This window comes from Phytopseudomonas daroniae (genome assembly GCF_004327275.1).
GTDB classification, from domain to species: domain Bacteria; phylum Pseudomonadota; class Gammaproteobacteria; order Pseudomonadales; family Pseudomonadaceae; genus Aquipseudomonas; species Aquipseudomonas daroniae.
The window spans coordinates 159,925-177,891 of sequence record NZ_QJUJ01000003.1; the positions used below are offsets into that span (position 1 = coordinate 159,925).

17 protein-coding genes are annotated in these 17,967 nt (G+C 64.6%); 12 read left to right on the top strand and 5 right to left on the bottom strand.

Annotated features, from left to right (window positions below; translation table 11 throughout):
- Positions 1–218: 218 nt before the first annotated feature.
- The 6 genes from DNK10_RS08755 (at position 219) to DNK10_RS08780 (ending at position 6,738) form a co-directional block, all read left to right on the top strand.
- Complete coding sequence (locus DNK10_RS08755; protein WP_131191276.1) at positions 219–1,193, top strand: Bug family tripartite tricarboxylate transporter substrate binding protein; 975 nt, start codon at positions 219–221, stop codon at positions 1,191–1,193.
- Between the two features lie 159 nt (positions 1,194–1,352).
- Positions 1,353–2,615: an OprD family porin gene (locus DNK10_RS08760; protein WP_131191277.1), complete on the top strand. Its 1,263-nt coding sequence runs from the start codon at positions 1,353–1,355 to the stop codon at positions 2,613–2,615.
- A gap of 71 nt (positions 2,616–2,686) precedes the next feature.
- Entirely contained in the window at positions 2,687–3,157 is a 471-nt protein-coding gene (locus tag DNK10_RS08765) for a tripartite tricarboxylate transporter TctB family protein (protein WP_131175569.1), read from the top strand.
- 3 nt (positions 3,158–3,160) lie between these two features.
- Positions 3,161–4,678, top strand: coding sequence for a tripartite tricarboxylate transporter permease (locus DNK10_RS08770; protein WP_131191278.1), 1,518 nt, complete (start codon positions 3,161–3,163; stop codon positions 4,676–4,678).
- 4 nt (positions 4,679–4,682) lie between these two features.
- Positions 4,683–5,714, top strand: a complete 1,032-nt coding sequence (locus tag DNK10_RS08775; RefSeq protein ID WP_131191279.1) for an AbrB family transcriptional regulator — start codon at positions 4,683–4,685, stop codon at positions 5,712–5,714.
- A gap of 52 nt (positions 5,715–5,766) precedes the next feature.
- Positions 5,767–6,738 carry a Bug family tripartite tricarboxylate transporter substrate binding protein gene (locus DNK10_RS08780; protein ID WP_131191280.1) on the top strand — a complete coding sequence of 324 codons (972 nt, stop codon included), beginning with the start codon at positions 5,767–5,769 and terminating at the stop codon, positions 6,736–6,738.
- 12 nt (positions 6,739–6,750) lie between these two features.
- On the opposite strand, the gene DNK10_RS08785 is transcribed toward DNK10_RS08780, so the two are convergent.
- Positions 6,751–7,653, bottom strand: a complete 903-nt coding sequence (locus DNK10_RS08785; protein ID WP_131179956.1) for a LysR family transcriptional regulator — start codon at positions 7,651–7,653, stop codon at positions 6,751–6,753.
- 98 nt (positions 7,654–7,751) lie between these two features.
- Here DNK10_RS08785 and DNK10_RS08790 point away from each other — a divergent pair, with 98 nt between their 5' ends.
- Genes DNK10_RS08790 through DNK10_RS08805 form a run of 4 tightly spaced genes read left to right on the top strand, consistent with a single transcriptional unit; the run spans position 7,752 to position 11,563 of the window.
- A complete protein-coding gene (locus DNK10_RS08790; RefSeq protein WP_131191281.1) occupies positions 7,752–8,741 on the top strand; it encodes a hydroxyacid dehydrogenase in 990 nt (329 codons plus the stop codon).
- A complete protein-coding gene (locus DNK10_RS08795; protein WP_131191282.1) occupies positions 8,738–9,433 on the top strand; it encodes an RraA family protein in 696 nt (231 codons plus the stop codon). The genes DNK10_RS08790 and DNK10_RS08795 overlap by 4 nt, the downstream gene beginning before the upstream one ends.
- A gap of 56 nt (positions 9,434–9,489) precedes the next feature.
- On the top strand, positions 9,490–10,464 hold the full coding sequence (locus DNK10_RS08800) for a Bug family tripartite tricarboxylate transporter substrate binding protein (protein ID WP_131191283.1): 975 nt from the start codon (positions 9,490–9,492) through the stop codon (positions 10,462–10,464).
- Between the two features lie 58 nt (positions 10,465–10,522).
- Positions 10,523–11,563, top strand: a complete 1,041-nt coding sequence (locus tag DNK10_RS08805) for an Ldh family oxidoreductase (protein WP_208738800.1) — start codon at positions 10,523–10,525, stop codon at positions 11,561–11,563.
- A 6-nt stretch (positions 11,564–11,569) separates the two neighbouring features.
- Here DNK10_RS08805 and DNK10_RS08810 read toward each other — a convergent pair whose 3' ends face one another.
- Positions 11,570–12,247 carry an IclR family transcriptional regulator gene (locus tag DNK10_RS08810; RefSeq protein WP_131191285.1) on the bottom strand — a complete coding sequence of 226 codons (678 nt, stop codon included), beginning with the start codon at positions 12,245–12,247 and terminating at the stop codon, positions 11,570–11,572.
- Between the two features lie 150 nt (positions 12,248–12,397).
- On the opposite strand from DNK10_RS08810, the gene DNK10_RS08815 reads away from it, so the two are divergent.
- Together DNK10_RS08815 and DNK10_RS08820 are read left to right on the top strand one after the other, a co-directional pair.
- Positions 12,398–13,597 carry a CaiB/BaiF CoA transferase family protein gene (locus DNK10_RS08815; RefSeq protein WP_131191286.1) on the top strand — a complete coding sequence of 400 codons (1,200 nt, stop codon included), beginning with the start codon at positions 12,398–12,400 and terminating at the stop codon, positions 13,595–13,597.
- Positions 13,594–14,430, top strand: a complete 837-nt coding sequence (locus DNK10_RS08820; RefSeq protein ID WP_131175576.1) for a citryl-CoA lyase — start codon at positions 13,594–13,596, stop codon at positions 14,428–14,430. Before DNK10_RS08815 ends, DNK10_RS08820 begins: the two co-directional genes overlap by 4 nt.
- 10 nt (positions 14,431–14,440) lie before the next feature.
- Here DNK10_RS08820 and DNK10_RS08825 read toward each other — a convergent pair whose 3' ends face one another.
- The 3 genes from DNK10_RS08825 to phoB all read right to left on the bottom strand — a co-directional run bounded on the left by DNK10_RS08825 (position 14,441) and on the right by phoB (position 17,894).
- The gene (locus tag DNK10_RS08825; protein ID WP_131179964.1) at positions 14,441–15,784 is read right to left on the bottom strand and encodes a hemolysin family protein; all 1,344 of its coding nucleotides are present in this window, start codon (positions 15,782–15,784) and stop codon (positions 14,441–14,443) included.
- 63 nt (positions 15,785–15,847) lie between these two features.
- Positions 15,848–17,152: a phosphate regulon sensor histidine kinase PhoR gene (phoR, locus tag DNK10_RS08830; protein WP_131191287.1), complete on the bottom strand. Its 1,305-nt coding sequence runs from the start codon at positions 17,150–17,152 to the stop codon at positions 15,848–15,850.
- 52 nt (positions 17,153–17,204) lie between these two features.
- The gene (gene phoB, locus DNK10_RS08835) at positions 17,205–17,894 is read right to left on the bottom strand and encodes a phosphate regulon transcriptional regulator PhoB (protein ID WP_131175579.1); all 690 of its coding nucleotides are present in this window, start codon (positions 17,892–17,894) and stop codon (positions 17,205–17,207) included.
- Between the last annotated feature and the right edge of the window lie 73 nt (positions 17,895–17,967).

The following is a 17,967-nucleotide window of genomic DNA, read 5'->3' on the forward strand; positions in this document are numbered from 1 at the left end:
TCTGCCATATGCCGTCACTCCCTTGCGTTCCATTGCGCAGAACGCTGATGACTTTTCTCGCCTGTTTCCCACTGCACATCCGCTCCTTTTGCCCAGGAATGGTGGACATCGAGCGTTTTATTTCTTAATCTGTCGATAAATCAGAACGATGTTCTGTCAGGTAGAACTATTGTGGCTTCCGAGACTGCAATGGCCAATAAAAACAAAGAGGAATTCCTATGTTGCGTTTGAGTAAGCGTTACGCGCTCGGGCTGAGCGTTCTTTTGATCGCGGGCAGCCTGCAGGCCGAGCCGCGTCGTCCGGAATGCATCGCGCCTTCCAGCCCGGGTGGCGCGTTCGACCTGACGTGCAAGCTGGCGCAAAGCGGCCTCAAGGACATCGAATTGCTCAAGTCGCCGATGCGCGTCACCTACATGCCTGGCGGCATCGGTGCGGTGGCCTACAACACCATGGTCGCGCAGCGTCCTGCCGATGCCGGCGCTATCGTGGCCTTCTCCAGCGGTTCGCTGCTCAATCTGGCGCAGGGCAAGTTCGGTCGTTATGACGAGAGTGATGTGCGCTGGCTGGCCGCCGTGGGTGCCAGTTACGGTGTCATCGCCGTACGCAAGGATTCTCCCTACCAGAATCTCGGCGACCTGATCGCTGCCCTCAAGGAAAACCCGGCCGTCACGCCGCTCGGTGCAGCCGGCACGGTTGGTAGCCAGCACTGGATGCAGGCCGCGTTGCTCAGCCGCGAAGGCGGCATCGACCCGCGCAAGCTGCGTTATGTCGGTTTCGACACCAATGGCGATGTGTTCACCGCATTGCTCGGCGGACACGTCGGGGTGATCAGCGGCGATATCGCCGTGGCCGCGCCTTATGTCGAGGCGGGTGATGTGCGCGTGCTGGCGCTACTGGCTGACGAACGTCTGGACGGCAAGCTGGCTGAAATCCCCACTGCAAAAGAGCAGGGCTATGACGTTTCCTGGCCGGTGATTCGCGGCTTCTTCATGGGCCCGAAAGTGAAGGATGAGGATTACGCCTGGTGGCTCGCCTCCTTCGACAAGCTGATGCAGACCGAAGAGTTCACCCGCCTGCGCGATCAGCGGGAAATGTACGCCTTCTCCATGACCGGCGAAGAACTGGGCGAGTACGTGAAGAAGCAGGTGGCCGAGTACAAGCAACTGGCCAGCGACTTTGGCCTGGTGCAGTAAGAGAGGCCACGGCGACGCTGGCTGATTCGATTTCCGAAGGGAATCGAATGATGAATATTCGGTAATGGACGCTATCGGTCTCAGCCGCGAACATCCTCGCCGTCATCAGGCCGATGACGGCTGCATACGCATCACTCGATAACAACAAGGAGGCAGTCGATGCCCGTTTTCCGTTCCGCGCCGCTGGCTGCGGCAATCTGCACTTCGTTGCCTCTGCTGGTTTGCAGCCTGGGGAGCCAGGCCGCTTTCGTCGAGGACAGCTCGGCCAGGCTGGATCTGCGCAATTTCTACCTCAACCGCGACTTCCGCGATGGCGCCGGCCAGTCCAAGCGCGAAGAGTGGGCTCAGGGATTCATCCTCGACCTGCGTTCCGGCTATACCGATGGCACCCTGGGCTTCGGCGTGGATGCCCTGGGCATGCTCGGCCTCAAGCTCGATTCGGGGCGCGGGCGCACGGGTACCGGGCTGTTGCCCACTCACGATGACGGCCGCGCCGCGGACGAGTATTCCAAACTCGGGCTGACCGCCAAGGTGCGTGTGTCCGCGAGCGAGCTGAAGGTCGGCACGCTGATTCCCAGGTTGCCCACCGTGCGGCCCAACGATGGCCGCATCCTGCCGCAGGTGTTTCGCGGCGGGCAGCTGACCGCCAACGAGCTGGAGGGTCTGACCCTCAATCTCGGTCGCCTGGAACGGGTCACTGCGCGGGAGGCCAGTCATTCCGAGCGCCTGGCGCTGAACAACAAGAACCGCCGTTTCAGCGGTGGTGCGGCGGAATCGGCACATTTCGATTTCGCCGGCGCCGACTACCGTTTCACCCCGGCGCTGACCGGCAGCTACCACTTCGGTCAGTTGGACGATGTGTACAACCAGCACTTCCTCGGCCTGCAGCATTCGCTGCCGCTGGGCGAGGGCGAGCTGAAGACCGACCTGCGCCTGTCCATCAGTGACGACCAGGGCCGCGCCCTCGGTGGCGAGGTCGACAATCGCGCGCTCAATGGCATGCTCACCTACAGCCAGGCCGGACACAGCATCGGTGCCGGTTACCAGCGCATGTTCGGCGATACCGGTTTCGCCTACATCGACGGCTCCGACCCCTACCTGGTCAACTTCCTCCAGCTCAACGATTTCGCCCAGGCCGAAGAACGCTCCTGGCAGGCGCGCTACGACTACGATTTCAGCGCCCTGGGCGTACCGGGGCTGACCTTCATGACCCGCTATGTCAGTGGTTCCCATGCCCAGGTCACCGGCAGCAGCCAGACCGGTCGCGAGTGGGAGCGCAACATCGACGTGCAATACAAGGTACAGAGCGGTGCGCTGAAGAACGTCGGGGTGCGCTGGCGCCATGCCAGTCACCGCGCCAACTTCACCCGTGGCACGGACGAGCACCGCCTGATCGTCAGCTACAGCCTGCCGATCTGGTAACCAGCGAACCTGGCCGCCTGCGCGGCCTTCTTGCAGCGGAACGCGTGAGCCACGTCCGCGAGGGGAGTTTCATGTATCAACGCATCTTCGGGGCGATCCTGCTGGCGATCTGCGTCGGCCTGGTCGTCGTCGCCTGGGGCTATCAGGCACCGTTTTCCTACGAGCCGGTCGGGCCGCGGGCCTATCCGCTGCTGTTGCTGGTGCTGATCATGGGCGGCGCGCTGTACCTGCTGTTCAAACCGGCTTCGCTCACCCTGGTTGCGCAGCCCGGTCACGACGAAGACGTGCCGCTGGATCGGCCCATGCTGATCAAGGTCTGTACCTGCGTCGGTCTGCTGCTGGTGTATGCCGCGCTGTTCGAAAACCTGGGCTTCGTGCTCAGCACCACGCTGTTCGGCTTGTTCATCGCCCGCCTGTATGGCGCCCGTTGGTGGCAATGCGCGGTGATCGGCGTGGTCGCCTCGATCGGCCTCTACCTGCTGTTCGATTACGCGCTCGACGTGCCCCTGCCCTTGGGCGTTCTGGAACTCCTGGAGATCTGATCGATGGAAACTCTTAGCTACCTGGGGCATGGCTTCGGCGTTGCGCTCACGCCTTACAACCTGTTCACCGCACTGTGCGGCACCCTGATCGGCACCGTGGTCGGCCTGTTGCCGGGCCTGGGCCCGATCAACGGCGTGGCGCTGCTGATCCCGATCGCCTTCGCCCTTGGCCTGCCGCCGGAGAGCGCGCTGATCCTGCTCGCTGCCGTATACCTGGGCTGCGAATACGGCGGCCGTATCTCCTCGATCCTGCTGAACATTCCCGGCGAAGCCTCGGCCGTGATGACCACCCTCGACGGCTACCCGCTGGCGCGTCAGGGCAAGGCGGGCGTAGCGCTGTCGATCTCCGCCTGGAGCTCATTCGTCGGCGGCCTGATGGCCACCTGCGGCGTGGTGATCTTCGCCCCGCTGCTGGCCAGTTGGGCGGTCGCCTTCGGCCCGGCGGAGTACTTCGTGCTGATGGTCTTCGCCATCGTCTGCCTGGCCGGCATGGCCGGCAACAAGCCGATGAAGACCGCCATCGCCGCGCTGATCGGCCTGCTGCTGTCGTGCATCGGCATCGACTCCAACAGTGGCGTGTACCGCTTCACCTTCGGCAGCCTCGGCCTGGCCGATGGCATCCAGTTCGTGGTGCTGGTACTTGGCCTGTTCTCGGTCAGCGAGATCCTCGTGTTGCTCGAGCGCACGCACAATGGCCAGAAGGCCATCAAGGCTGGCGGGCGCATGCTGTTCAACTTCAAGGAGGGCGCGCAGGTTTTGGCGACCAACCTGCGCACCGGTGCCCTGGGCTTCTTCCTCGGCATCCTGCCTGGTGCCGGCGCGACCCTGGCCAGCGCCGTGGCGTACATGGCCGAGAAGCGCCTGGCGGTGAAGGACAATAAGTTCGGTGAGGGTGACCTGCGCGGCCTGGCCGCTCCGGAAACCGCCAACAGCGCCTCGGCCTGCGGTTCCATGGTGCCGATGCTGACCCTCGGCGTGCCCGGCTCCGGCACCACCGCGGTGATGCTCGGCGCCCTGACCCTGTACAACATCACCCCGGGCCCGCTGCTGTTCCAGAACCAGCCGGACATCGTCTGGGGCCTGATCGCCTCGCTGTTCGTCGCCAACCTGATGCTGATCGTGATCAACGTACCGATGATCAAGATCTTCACCAAGATCCTCGCCGTACCGTACTGGGCGCTGGTACCGGTGATCGCCATCATCACCTCGATCGGCGTCTATGCGGTGCACGCCACCACCTTCGACCTGTACCTGATGATCGCCATCGGTGTGGTCGGCTACATCCTGCGCAAGATGGATTTCCCGCTGTCGGCGATCCTGCTCGGCTTCATTCTCGGCGGGCTGATGGAGCAGAACCTGCGCCGGGCGCTGTCGATCTCCAATGGCGATCTGGGCATTCTGTTTTCCAGCCCGATCACCTGGGTGGTCTGGGTGCTGATCGCCGGGATGATCCTGTTCCCGATCTGGCGAACCCTGCGTCGTCGCCGCGAGGTACGCCGCGCCCTGGCTGCGGCCGAGTAACGGCATGCGCGGATCGCGCTGGTACGCCACGCCCTTCGTCGGCCTGCTCGGCGGCTGGCTGGCAAGCCTGGTCGGCTGGCCGTTGCCGTGGATCGTCGGCGCCATGCTGGCGGTCATCCTGGTGCGCTGCAGTGGCTGGCGCATCGAGGACATCCCCAACGGGCGCAAGTGCGGGCAGTGGCTGATCTCCACCGGCCTGGGCCTGCACTTCACCCGCGAGGTGGTGGAGCAGATCGGCAGTCATGCGCTGGTGATCCTGCTCTGCGCCTTGGCCACGCTGCTGCTGTCGGTGATCGGCGTGGTGATCTTTCGCCGTGGCGGCAACGACCCGGTCACGGCGTACTTCGCCAGCATGCCCGGTGGTGCCAGTGAAATGATCAACCTGGCGGCACGCCACGGCGCTGGCCAACTGGATAGGGTGGCCGCCGGGCAGAGCCTGCGCATGGTGCTGATCGTGCTGTGCATCCCGGCGCTGTTCACCCTGGGTATCCCCGCGCCGAGCGCGCCGGCTCCGGCAGCGGTGGACTGGCGCTGGCTGGCTCTGCTGCTGCCGCTCGGCGCCCTGGTGGCCTGGGCCTGGCAACGCCTGCACCAGCCCAACCCGTGGATGCTCGGGCCGCTGCTGGTCTGCGCCACCTGCGCGGTGTGGATGGATCTGCATATCGGCCTGCCGCCCGGGCTCGGCGAGGCGGGGCAATGGCTGATGGGCTGCTCGCTGGGCAGCTACTTCGATCGCCCGTTCTTCCGCTCGGCGCCGGCCTTCCTGCTGCGCGTGCTGGCGTTCACCGCATTGATGGTGCTCGGCGCCAGTGGCCTGGCCTGGTGCCTGGCGCAGCTCGGCGGCCTGCCGGTGGCCGCGACCATGCTGGGCATGATGCCCGGCGGCATCAGCGAACTGAGCCTGACCGCCGAGGCCCTCAATCAGTCGGTGGCGCTGGTGACCGCCATCCAGGTACTGCGTTTCGTGCTGGTGGTGTTTCTCGCCGAGCGCGTGTTTCGCCTCTGGCGACGCTGGTCGTCGTCGCGACAGGGATGAATCGATCGTGCAGGACGCGCACTCAACCTACAAAAACAACAAGGTGATAGATATGAAATGTCCCGCTTTCCTGCTGGCCCTGTCCTTTTCGCTGGTCGTTGTCGGCGCCCAGGCCGATGAGCCGCGGCGCCCCGAATGCATCGCGCCGAGCAGTCCGGGGGGTGGCTTCGACATCACCTGCAAGCTGCTGCAGGGCGGTTTGAACGAGCAGAAACTGCTCAACAGTCCGATGCGCGTGACCTATATGCCGGGCGGCCTCGGTGCCGTGGCCTACAACGTGATCGCCGGGCAGAAGAAAGCCGATCCAGGTCTGGTCACGGTGTTCTCCAGCGGCTCGCTGATGAACCTGGCACAAGGCAAATTCGGTCGCTTCGACGAGAGCGCGGTGAGGTGGCTGGCAGCCCTGGGTGTGGACTATGGCCTGGTGGCGGTGCGCGCCGACTCGCGCTTCAAGACCCTCGACGACCTGGCCACGGCGTTGAAGCAGGATCCGGGGGCGGTGCCGATGGGCGCTGGCGGTACGGTCGGCAGCCACGGCTGGATGCGCGCGGCATTGCTGGCGCGAGAGATCGGGGTGGACGCCAGGGCGTTGCGTTATGTGCCGTTCGAAGGAGGGGCCACCCATTACACGGCGTTGATGGGCGGTCATATCGAGGTGGTCTTCGGCGCCACCAGTGAAGTGGCCGGGCAGATCGAGGCCGGCACGCTGCGGGTACTGGCGGTGCTCGCCGACGAGCGCCTGCCGGGCAAGCTGAGCGATATTCCGACCGCGAAGGAGCAGGGCTACGACGTTTCCTGGCCGGTCATCCGTGGTTTCTACATGGGCCCGGAGGTCAGCGATGAGGCATTCGCCTGGTGGCGGGCTGCGTTCGATCGTCTGTTCGCCTCGGCCGAGTTCAGCCAGCAGGTGGAGCGCCGTGATCTCTATCCACTGGCCATGGCAGGGGACGAGCTGGATGCCTACGTGAAACGCCAGGTCGCCGAATACCGGCAACTGGCCAAGGAATTCGGTCTGGCGGAATGAGCCATCGTTCGCTCAATGCGGCCCGTCGAGGATCTGCGCGCCGCGCTGGCTGAGCAGGCCGAGCAGGTGCTGCGCCGCCGGTGACAGGTAGCCGTCGCGCCGGTACAGGGTGCCGAAACGCCGGTGCATGGTGGTTTTCGCCAATGGCAGTTCCACCAGCGCGTCACCGGCTCTGCCCGGCCCCAGGTTGCGCCGGGAAATGAAACTGAGCAGTTCGGTTTCGGCGATCAGGCGCGGCAGCAGAATGATCGAGTTGGTTTCGATCTGCACGTTGGGCTTGGCCAGGCCGTTCAGTTCGAAGGTGCGGTCGAGCCAGTGGCGGGTCGCCACGGTGGGGGCTGGCAGCACCCAGCGATAGTTGCACAGCTGTTGCAGACTGATCTTGCCGCGGGTCAGGGGATGGCTGCGCGGCGCGATCACCACCACCTCGTCCTCGACGATGGGCTGCGCGGCGAACTCCTCGTTGTCCGGCAGTGGGCCGACGATCAGGTCGAGTTGGCCGCTGCGCAGTGACTCGCGCAGCACGTCGTTCATGCCGATGACGATCTCCAGGGTGACCTGCGGCGCCTGGATCAGCAGCTCGCGACACAGATCCGGCAGCAGGTGCTGGGCCACGGTCGCTGCCGCGCCGATGCGCACGTGTCCGGCGATGCCCTGGGCGAAGTCGCGTACCTCGCGGCGGGTTTCCTCCATGGCGTTGCGCAGGTAACGGGCGCGGGCCAACAGCACCTGGCCGACCGCGGTCAGGCGGATTCCGCGGCCGACCCGCTCGAACAGTTCGGCATCGAGCTGCTCCTCCAGACGATGAATGCACTTGGTCAGGGCCGGTTGGGTGACATGCAGGCGTTCCGCGGCCTGGCGCATGTTCTGGTGGTCGGCGATGGCCTCGAAGTAGCGCAGGTCACGTAAATCCATTGATGATCCAAAGTTATTGTTTGATTAAAAATGGAAAATAGACTTCATCATTTTGCCTGTCAATAATCCACCCAGCCAATAACAACAGGGCGCGGCGCATGCCTCATACCATTCTCATCACGGCACCGAAGCTCTCGGCGGCCGGTATCGATCTTCTCGAGCAGGCCGGCTGCCGGCTGTTGTTCGTCTCCGATCAGAACGATTCCACCGCAATCGCCAGGTTGCTGGCCAGCGAACCGGTGGACGCCATCATTTCCCGCACCATGCAGCTGGACGCGGCGGCCATCGCGCAGTGCCCGAGCCTGAAAGTGATCGCCAAGCACGGCGTCGGGGTAAGCAACATCGATGTCGAGGCCGCCACCGCGCGTGGTATTCCGGTATTCGTCACGCCGGCGGCCAACGCCCAGTCGGTGGCCGAGCTGAGCATTGGCCTGATGCTGGCTGCGGCACGGCGTATCGCCCGCTTCGACCGCGACCTGCGGGCCGGGCAATGGCTGCGTGCGGGTGATGGCCAGCAACTGGCCGGGCGTACCCTGGGCCTGGTCGGCTTCGGTCAGATCGGCCAGCGCGTGGCGCGGGTGGCCTTGGCGCTGGACATGCGCGTGCAGGCCTTCGACCCTGGCCTGGGCGGCGTCAGCCCGGTGGCTGGCGTGGCGGTTCGCGATTCGCTGGATGCGTTACTGCCCGACTGTCACGTGCTCAGCCTGCACTGTCCGCTGACGGCGGCGACCCGCGGCATGCTCGGACGGGCGCAGCTGGCACGCCTGCGGCCCGCTGCGCTGGTGATCAATACCGCCCGTGGCGAGCTGATCGACGAGGCGGCGCTGCTCGATGCGCTGGCCAGTGGTCAGGTCGCCGCTGCCGGCCTCGATACCTTCTGCCAGGAGCCCCTGCTTCCCGATAACCCGCTGTTCGCTCATCCCCATGTGGTCATGACGCCGCATATCGGTGGCTCCACGCCCGATGCCCTGGCCGCCATGGCGGCGGGCGCGGCCCGTCACGTGCTCGCCTGGCTGAACGGCGAGTCGCCGCAGCGCAGCGCCTGCATCAACCCCCATGTATTGCCCCAAGAGGAGTTCGTATCATGAGTCACGCTACCCCTGCCTGGCCCGCCGGCTTCGCCGTCAATCCACGTGCCGCGTCGCCCGACCGCGAGCTGGTCGAGGCCTTTCGCCGGGTGCCGGTCGCCCATGCCAGTGACTGCATGGGCCGTACGGTCGGCGGTCTCGGCCTGCGCGCCTACCACGGCTCGCTGGATATGGTGATGTGCGGGCCGGCGGTGACCGTGCGCGTGCGCCCCGGCGACAACCTGATGATCCACAAGGCCATGCTCATGGCCGAGCCAGGCGATGTGATCGTCATCGACGGCGCGGGTGACCTGAGCCAGGCGGTGATCGGCGGCCTGATGCGCACCTCGGCGCTGACCAAGCGCCTCGGCGGTTTCGTGGTCAACGGCGTGATTCGCGACGTGGCCGAGTGGGCCGAAGGCGAGATCCCGGTCTACGCCCTGGGCCATGTGCATCGTGGGCCGAGCAAGGAGGGGCCGGGTGAAGTCAACGTGCCGGTGTCCTGCGCCGGTCTGATGGTGGCGCCGGGCGACCTGATTCTCGGCGATGCCGATGGCGTGGTGGCGATTCCCGCTGCACGCCTGCACAGCCTGCTGCCCGAAGTGCGCGCTCATGCCGACAAGGAGGCGCGCATCCGCCTGACCAACCAGCAGGGCAATGCCGATCCGGAACGTTTCAACGCGCTGTTGCGCACCAAGGGCTGCCCGGTCTGACGTCATCGCTCTGCCGCTGCACCGCTCCGTCCCAATAAAAACAATGGAGAATCCCCATGTTCACTCGTCTTTCGAGAACCCTGATCGTGGCCGCGCTGCTGGTCGGTACCGGCCTGGCCCATGCCGAACCGCGACGCCCGGAATGCGTCGCGCCGTCCAAGCCGGGCGGCGGTTTCGACATGACCTGCAAGCTGGCGCAGATTGGCCTGAAGGATCAGGGCATGCTGAAGAAACCCATGCGCGTGGTGTACATGCCGGGCGGTATCGGCGCGGTGGCCTACAACATGGTGGTGGCGCAGAAGCCGAGCGCGGGTGACATGATCACCGTGTTCTCCAGCGGCTCGCTACTCAACATCGCCCAGGGCAAATTCGGCCAGTACGACCAGCATGACGTGAAGTGGCTGGCCGCGCTGGGCGCCACCTACGGGGCCATCGTGGTACGCGCCGACTCGCCGTATCAGACCCTGGAGGATCTGCTGGCCGATCTGCGCAAGGATCCCAAGGGCCTGGCGGTTGGCGGCAATGGTACGGTCGGTAGCCAGTTATGGATGCAGGCGGCGTTGCTGATGCGCGAGGCGCAGGTCAATCCGCGTGAGCTGCGCTATGTCGGTTTCGATGCCATGGGCGATGTATTCACGGCGTTGCTCGGCGGCCACGTACAGGTCATCAGCACCGATATCAGCGTGGCCGCCAACTACGTCGAGTCCGGTGATGTGCGGGTGCTGGCGGTGCTCGCCGACGAGCGTATGGGCGACAAGCTGGCCTCGATCCCCACGGCCAGGGAGCAGGGTTACGACGTCAGTTGGCCGATGATCCGTGGGGTGTACACCGGGCCGCAGGTCAAGCCGGAGGATTATGACTGGTGGAAATCGTCCTTCGATGCGCTGGCCAAGACCGATGACTTCGAACGCCTGGTGCGGCGTAGTGACCTGTTTCCCTTCTACCTTGCTGGCGACGAGCTGAGCGAGTACGTCGACAAGGAAGTCGAGCGTTACCGCCAACTAGCCGCCGAGTTCGGCCTGGCCGAATAGCCGATCCCGTGGCCGGCAAGGTGTCGGCCTTCACTCAACCTGATACTGGTGACCCATGGTGTCTGCATCCCACTGCATCGGACACGCGCAGCTGCTCGCCCGCGTGACGGAAATCTTCGCCGGTTATGTTCCCCGGGAACATGCCGCTTTCATCGCCCATTGCCTGGTCGAAGCCGAGGCGCGGGGTGTGGCTTCCCACGGTATCGGCCGCATCCCGGTATACACCAGGCGCCTGCGTCTGGGCCTGGTGAATGCCGAGCCGAACCTGCGGGTCAGTGGTGATGAAGGTGCCACTGCCCATGTCGACGGCGACAACGGCATGGGCTACGTGGTTGCGCACCGCGCCATGCAGGTGGCGATCGAGCGTGCCACTCGCCATGGCGTGAGCCTGGTGCTGGCCTCCAACAGTAACCATTTCGGCATGTCTGCCTGCTACCTGCAGATGGCCATCGATCAGGGGCTCGGAGCCATGGTGCTGACCAATGCGCCACCCTTGATGCCCGTGTGGGGCGGGCGCAGTCCGTTTCTCGGCACCAGCCCGTTCGCCCTCGGCATGCCGGGGGGCGCTACGCCGTTGAAACTGGATATGGCCACCTCGGTGGTGGCGTTCGGCAAGCTGCGCCGGGCTGCGCGCCTGGGTGAACCGATCCCGGAAGGCTGGGCGCTGGACAGCGAAGGGCGCTCGACCACCGATGCCGAGCAGGCGATCAAGGGCGTGGTGCTGCCAATGGCCGGGCCCAAGGGCTCGGGCATGGCGCTGCTGATGGAAGCCTTGGCCGGGGTTATGTCGGGGGCGGCGTTCGGTGGCGAGGTACGCAACCAGAACAGCGATTTCAGCGCACCGCAGAATGTCGGGCACACCTTCCTGGTGTTCCGTACCGACCTGTTCCAACCGGCTGCCGACTACGCGAGCAAGATGGACGAGCTGGTTGGCCGGGCCAAGGCCTCGCCTCTGGCGGAAGGCTTCGATGAAGTGCTGATGCCGGGAGAACGCGAAGACCGCTTGTGCCAGCAGGCGCTGCGCGATGGCCTGGTGATTGCCAGCGCCGATCTGCGGATGCTCGATGAGGAGCGTGAGTTGGCCAGCGCACACGCCTGAACCGCATCACTCGTTGGCGATCTGCCGAGTCAGGCGGGTCGCCTCTTCCTTCAGGCGCTCTACGGCCCGTGCCTGGAAAGCCTCGTCGAAACGGCTCTTGAGGCCGGACACCGACAGCGCGCCGCGCAACGAACCATCGGGCAGGCACAACGGCACCGCGATGGCTGCCACGTCCGGCGCTCGCTCCCCAAGCGACAGGTGATAACCGCGCTGGCGAATCAGATCCATCACCTCGCCCTGCTCGCCGGCAAAGGCCAGCAGTACCTGGCCGGCAGCGCCGCGCTGCAGCGGCAGGCGCACGCCTTCCTCCAGGTGATGGCGGATTTCCTGGTTGGAGTTCTGCCGCAGCAGGCAGACCCGCACATCTCCCTCGCGCACATAGAAGGACGCCGTCTCGTTGAGCTCCTCGGCCAACTGTCGCAGCGACGGTCGGATCAGGTCGCCAAGTTCACGGCGATACAGCGAACCGAGCTGGCCGATGGTCGGGCCCAGGCGAAAGGCGCCGTGCTCGTCGCGCACCAGGTAACCGAAGTGCTCCAGCGAACCGCACAGGCGCAGGATGGTGCTCTTGTACAGGCCGGTCTTCTCGGCCAGGTCACGCAGGTTGAGGCGGCTCGGGCCATTGGCGAAGGCGCCGACGATCGACAGGGCGCGGTCGACGGCTTCGACTCGATTCTTGGTCATGGGGCATTCCTGTGCGGGCGAATCCGGCCATTCTAATCCAGCTGATGGGACGAACCGCAGCGATGCGTTGAAAGCGAGGCGATATTCTATATAATAGAAAGATGTTCTATCTAGTAGAATAAAATCTCTCAAAATAAGGAGCTCGTCAGCATGATCAGCCCACTGAAAGACATTCGTGTGCTGGATCTGACCAACGTACTGGCCGGTCCATTCTGCTGCCATCAACTGGCCCATATGGGTGCTGACGTGATCAAGGTCGAGGTGCCCGGCAGCGGCGACCTGGCCCGCCAACTGGGAGCCGATGCCGAGCTCAACCAGAAATTCATGGGTGTTTCCTTCCTGGCGCAGAACCCCGGCAAGCGTTCACTGACCCTGAATCTGAAGAACGCCGAGGCCCGAGAGGTATTCCTCAAGCTGGTCGCCAGCGCCGACGTGCTGGTGGAAAACTTCCGCCCCGGTGTGATGACGCGCCTGGGGCTGGGCTACGAAACGCTCAAGGCGGTCAATCCCAAGCTGATCTATTGCGCCATTTCCGGTTTCGGCCAGGATGGCCCGTTGCACGATTTACCGGCCTACGATCAGATCATCCAGGGCATGTCCGGGGTGATGAGCATCACCGGCGCGCCGGAAAACGCGCCGTATCGGGTGGGTTATCCGATCTCCGATACCGTCGGTGGCATCACCGCCGCCTTCGCCATTACCAGTGTGCTGGCCGACCGTCAGCGCAGCGAAGGCTGCTTCCTCGATATTTCCATGCTCGAAGCGTCCCTGGCCACCATGGGCTGGGCGGTGTCGAACTTCCTGGTCGCCGGTCGTGTACCTCAGCCGATGGGCAACGACAACGTCACCGCTAGCCCGTCGGGCACCTTCCGCACGGCCAGCGGGCCGCTGAATATCGCCGCCAACAAACAGGAACAGTTCGAGGCGGTGTGCCGGGTCGTGGGGCGCGAGGAGCTGATCGCCGATCCGCGTTTCGCCAAGCGCCAGGCTCGCCTGCAGCACCGTGATGAGCTGACCCGGCTGCTGGAGGAGGCGTTGTCGACCCGCCCGGCGGACGAATGGTGGGCCTTGTTGGTGGCGGCGGGCGTGCCGTCCGGGCCGGTGTACCAGGTGCCTGAGGTGCTCGAGCATCCACAGATTCGTGACCGCGGCATGATTGCCCACTTCGAGCGGGTGCCTGGTGTCGAGCGCCCGGTCAGCCTGCTGCGTACCGGTATCAAGATCAACCACCAGGCGCCGTCGGTGAGCACACCGCCGCCGCAGCTCGGTGAACACACCGACAGCATCCTGGCCGAACTCGGCTACAGCGATGAGCAGATACACAGCCTGCGCGAGGAGCACGCACTATGACCGACGCCAACGACGGACGCCGCCTGAGCGAACAATGGTGGACGACCTCCATTATCCAGATGCAGCCGGGCGAGATCCGCTACCGCGGTTACGCCATCGAAGAACTGATCGGCAATGTCGGTTTCGCGCAGATGATCTGGCTGATGCTGCGTGGCGAGCTGCCCAGCGTCGCCCAGGGCCGCCTGCTGGAAACCGCGTTGATGTCGGCTGTCGACCACGGCCCGCAGGCACCGAGTATCGCCATCGCGCGCATGGCCACGACCTGCGGCGTCGGCCTCAACAGCGCCATGGCGTCGGCGCTGAACGTGCTTGGCGACGTGCATGGTGGTGCCGGTGAGCAGGCTGTCGGGTTGTACCTGGACATCGCCGCGCGGATGGAGGCCGGCGACGCCCAGGAACAGGCCACCGATGCCGCCCTCGATGCCTTCATCGCGGCCAATGGCAAGTTCATCCCCGGCTTCGGCCATCGCTTCCATCCTGTCGATCCGCGTTCGGCGCCGCTGTTGGCGGCGGTCGACAAGGCTGCCGCCGAGGGCGTGGTCGGTGGGCGTTTCGCGCAGATCGCGCGGGGCATCGAAGAGCGGCTGCAGGCCCGCAAGGGTAAGCGCATTCCGATGAACATCGACGGTGCCACCGCGGTGATCTACGCCGAGCTGGGCTTTCCGGCACCGCTGGCGCGGGGGCTGTTCTGCCTCTCGCGTTCGGTGGGCATCCTCGCTCACGCCTGGGAGCAGACCCAGCAGGGCGGGCGCAACAAGGGGCCGATCCCGCGTCAGTTCATCTGGGATTACGACGGCCAGGCAGCGCGGCCGGTGCCGGCTAAGGAGGGCTGAGCCGGGTGGTTCAGGCGTCCAGTTTGATGACCTTGGCCAGGACGATCTTCGGGCCTTTCATCTTCTTGACGATCAGGCGCAGGCCGGCGACTTCCAGAGATTCCTCTTCCTCGGGAACGCGCTTGAGGGTTTCGTAGATCAGGCCGGCGAGGGTTTCCGCCTCGATGTGGTCGAGGTCGACGCCGAGCAGGCGCTCCAGCTTGAACAGCGGCGTGTCGCCGCGCACCAGCAGCTTGCCCGGCTGGTAGGCGAGGATGCCGCGTTCGGCCTTGCGGTGCTCGTCCTGGATATCACCGACCAGGGCTTCGAGCACGTCCTCCATGGTCAGGTAGCCGATGACCTTGCCGTCGGCTTCCTCGACCAGAGCGAAGTGCGCGCCGCCCTTGCGGAACTCTTCGAGCAGTTCGGACAGCGGCAGGTTGCGGTTGACCTTTTCCAGCGGGTGCATCAGCTCGCTCAGGCGCAGGGTCGAGGGCAGCATTTCCAGCTGCGACAGGTGCAGCAGCAGATCCTTGATGTGCAGCACGCCGACGAACTCGCCGGCGGCTTCGTCGTAGATCGGGTAGCGGCTGTACTTGTGACGGCGGAACACGCTGAACACTTCGTCCAGCGAAGCATTGAGCTCCAGATAGACCAGGTCTTCACGGGAGTTGGCCCAATCCACCACTTCCAGTTCGCTCAGTTCCACGGCCGAGGCGAGTACGCGCATGTCCTGATCGGTCGGGTCGCTGGCGCGGCTGGAGTGCAGGATCAGCTTGAGCTCGTCGCGGCTGTAATGGTGATCGTGGTGGGTGCCCGGCTCGCCCTGGCCGGCGATACGCAGGATGGCGTTGGCGCTGGCGTTGAGCAGGAAGATCGCCGGGTACATGGCCCAGTAGAACAGGTACAGCGGCACCGCCGTCCACAACGATAGCAGCTCCGGCTTGCGAATCGCCCAGGATTTGGGCGCCAGCTCGCCGACCACGATGTGCAGGTAGGAAATGATGAAGAAGGCGGTGAAGAAGGCGATGCCGTGAATCAGCTTCGGCGACTCGATGCCGATCGAGGTCAGCAGCGGTTCGAGCAGGTGGGCGAAGGCAGGTTCACCGACCCAGCCAAGGCCGAGAGAGGCCAGGGTAATGCCCAACTGGCAGGCCGACAGGTAGGCATCGAGCTGGTTGTGCACGGTGCGCAGGATGTGTCCGCGCCAGCCATTCTCCTGGGCCAGGGCTTCGACCTTGGTGGCCCGCAGCTTGACCATGGCGAACTCGGCGGCGACGAAAAAGCCGTTGAGTAGCACCAGGAACAGGGCGAACAGCACGAGGCCGAAATCGGCGAAATAGGTGGAGAAAGAGACGCTCGTAGAGGGATCCATGGGGAGTTCGTGTGACCAGATATTGCTAAAGGGTGGGGCCTGGGACGGTGCTTTGCAATAGGTCTAAACGCGGTGCGCTATCTGGGTGGCCGGGAAATGGCAGATGAACAGGCTGCCCTTGCCGACGACGCTGGTGATATCCAGCTTGCCGCGATGACGCAGCAACACGTGCTTGACGATGGCCAGGCCCAGGCCGGTACCGCCGGTATTGCTGGCGCGGCTGGAGTCCACCCGATAGAAGCGTTCGGTCAGGCGCGGCAGGTGTTTGGCCTCGATACCCGGGCCGCTGTCCTGCACCGAGAGGTGGGCGCCCTGTTCGTTTTGCCACCAGCGGATGCGGATCTCGCCCTCGGCCGGGGTGTATTTGACCGCGTTGAACACCAGGTTGGAAAAGGCGCTGCGCAGCTCCGATTCGCTGCCCTTGAGTTTGAGCTGGGGGTCGGCTTCCAGGCTGATGCGGTGGTTGCGTTCGGCGGACAGTGCCTGGGCATCGGTCTTGATCGACAGCAGCAACAGATCGACCGCCACCGGCTGGTTGTCGGACGGATAGTCGGTGGCTTCCAGCTTGGCCAGCAGCAGCAGATCGTTGAGCAGGCCCTGCATGCGCGAGCCCTGCTGCTGCATCTGCTGCAAGGCACGGCGCCAGCGTGGATTGATCTCGTCCACGTTGTCCTGCAGGGTTTCCAGGTAGCCGGAAATCACCGTGAGCGGCGTGCGCAGTTCGTGGGATACGTTGGCCACGAAATCCTTGCGCATCTGTTCCAGCTGGTGCAAACGGGTCACGTCGCGCACCAGCATCAGGTGTTCCCGATTGCCGTAGCGGGTGATGTTCAACTGCAGCTGCTTGCGCGGGTTGACCGGCGAGGGCAGATCGAGCGGTTCGAGGTAATTGCCACGCTCGAAGTATTCCTTGAAGCGCGGATCACGCACCAGGTTGGTGATGGACTGGCCGCTGTCCTGGGGCGTTTTCAGGCCCAGCAGGGTTTCCGAAGCCTTGTTCCACCATTCCAGGTTGCCGTTGCTGTCGAGCATGATCACCGCATCGCGCAGGGCCGCGGTGGATTCCTGGACGCGGTCGATGACTGCTTGCAGGCGGCCACGGGCACGCTGGTTGCGGCGCTGCAGGTGATAGATGCTGTCGAACACCTCGCCCCACAAACCGTAGCCGTCGGGCGGCGGCTCATCGGGTTGGTGATCCTTGAGCCAGGCGTGCAGGCGCAGCAGTTGGCTGAGTGTCCACGCCAGGTGGATGGCCAGCCCCAAGGCCAGCGCCCAGGCATAGTGGCCGCTGATCAGGCCCACCATCAGGCAGGCTGCGATCAGCAGCAACAAACGGCGGGTTATGGCGCCACGCCAATGGCTCGTCACGTTTCGTTCATCCGCCAGCATGTCCCTGTCATGTTGCGCTCCAGGCTGCCGGTCAGCCCTTGGTGGAGAAACGATAACCGGTGCCGCGCACCGTCTGCACCAGGTTTTCGTAGGCTTCGCCGAGTGCCTTGCGCAGACGGCGGATATGCACGTCGACAGTGCGCTCTTCCACGTAGACGTTGCCGCCCCACACCTGGTCGAGCAACTGGCCGCGCGTGTAGGCGCGTTCCTGGTGAGTCATGAAGAACTGCAGCAGGCGGTATTCGGTCGGGCCCATTTCCGCCGGCCTGCCATCGATGGTCACGCGGTGGCTGATCGGATCGAGTAGCAGCCCGCCCACTTCGATAGGGCCTTCGCTGTCGCTGGGGCCAGCACGGCGCAGTACGGCTTTCAGGCGGGCGACCAGCTCGCGGGGCGAGAAGGGCTTGGTGATGTAGTCATCGGCACCGACTTCCAGACCCTGGATCTTGTTGTCCTCTTCGCCCTTGGCGGTGAGCATGATGATCGGGATATCTCCGGTCAGCTCGTCGCGCTTGAGGCGCCGCGCCAGCTCGATGCCGCTGGTTCCGGGCAGCATCCAGTCGAGCAGGATCAGATCGGGTTTGCGGTCGACGATGATGGCGTGGGCCTGCTGGGTATTTTCCGCTTCCAGGCACTCGTAACCGGCCATTTCCAGCGCCACCACGATCATTTCGCGGATTGGTGCTTCGTCATCGACGATCAGGATGTTCTTGCCAACCATGGATCGAGCCTCGGTTCATTCAACTGTCATGCGGCGCATTAGATAACGGAATTATTGCAGCGATATGACAGGT

Coding starts and splice junctions, on each gene's coding strand:
- DNK10_RS08755 (WP_131191276.1), top strand. CDS start 219: ATGTTGCGTTTGAGTAAGCGTTACGCGCTCGGGCTGAGCGTTCTTTTG.
- DNK10_RS08760 (WP_131191277.1), top strand. CDS start 1,353: ATGCCCGTTTTCCGTTCCGCGCCGCTGGCTGCGGCAATCTGCACTTCG.
- DNK10_RS08765 (WP_131175569.1), top strand. CDS start 2,687: ATGTATCAACGCATCTTCGGGGCGATCCTGCTGGCGATCTGCGTCGGC.
- DNK10_RS08770 (WP_131191278.1), top strand. CDS start 3,161: ATGGAAACTCTTAGCTACCTGGGGCATGGCTTCGGCGTTGCGCTCACG.
- DNK10_RS08775 (WP_131191279.1), top strand. CDS start 4,683: ATGCGCGGATCGCGCTGGTACGCCACGCCCTTCGTCGGCCTGCTCGGC.
- DNK10_RS08780 (WP_131191280.1), top strand. CDS start 5,767: ATGAAATGTCCCGCTTTCCTGCTGGCCCTGTCCTTTTCGCTGGTCGTT.
- DNK10_RS08785 (WP_131179956.1), bottom strand. CDS start 7,653: ATGGATTTACGTGACCTGCGCTACTTCGAGGCCATCGCCGACCACCAG.
- DNK10_RS08790 (WP_131191281.1), top strand. CDS start 7,752: ATGCCTCATACCATTCTCATCACGGCACCGAAGCTCTCGGCGGCCGGT.
- DNK10_RS08795 (WP_131191282.1), top strand. CDS start 8,738: ATGAGTCACGCTACCCCTGCCTGGCCCGCCGGCTTCGCCGTCAATCCA.
- DNK10_RS08800 (WP_131191283.1), top strand. CDS start 9,490: ATGTTCACTCGTCTTTCGAGAACCCTGATCGTGGCCGCGCTGCTGGTC.
- DNK10_RS08810 (WP_131191285.1), bottom strand. CDS start 12,247: ATGACCAAGAATCGAGTCGAAGCCGTCGACCGCGCCCTGTCGATCGTC.
- DNK10_RS08815 (WP_131191286.1), top strand. CDS start 12,398: ATGATCAGCCCACTGAAAGACATTCGTGTGCTGGATCTGACCAACGTA.
- DNK10_RS08820 (WP_131175576.1), top strand. CDS start 13,594: ATGACCGACGCCAACGACGGACGCCGCCTGAGCGAACAATGGTGGACG.
- DNK10_RS08825 (WP_131179964.1), bottom strand. CDS start 15,784: ATGGATCCCTCTACGAGCGTCTCTTTCTCCACCTATTTCGCCGATTTC.
- phoB (WP_131175579.1), bottom strand. CDS start 17,894: ATGGTTGGCAAGAACATCCTGATCGTCGATGACGAAGCACCAATCCGC.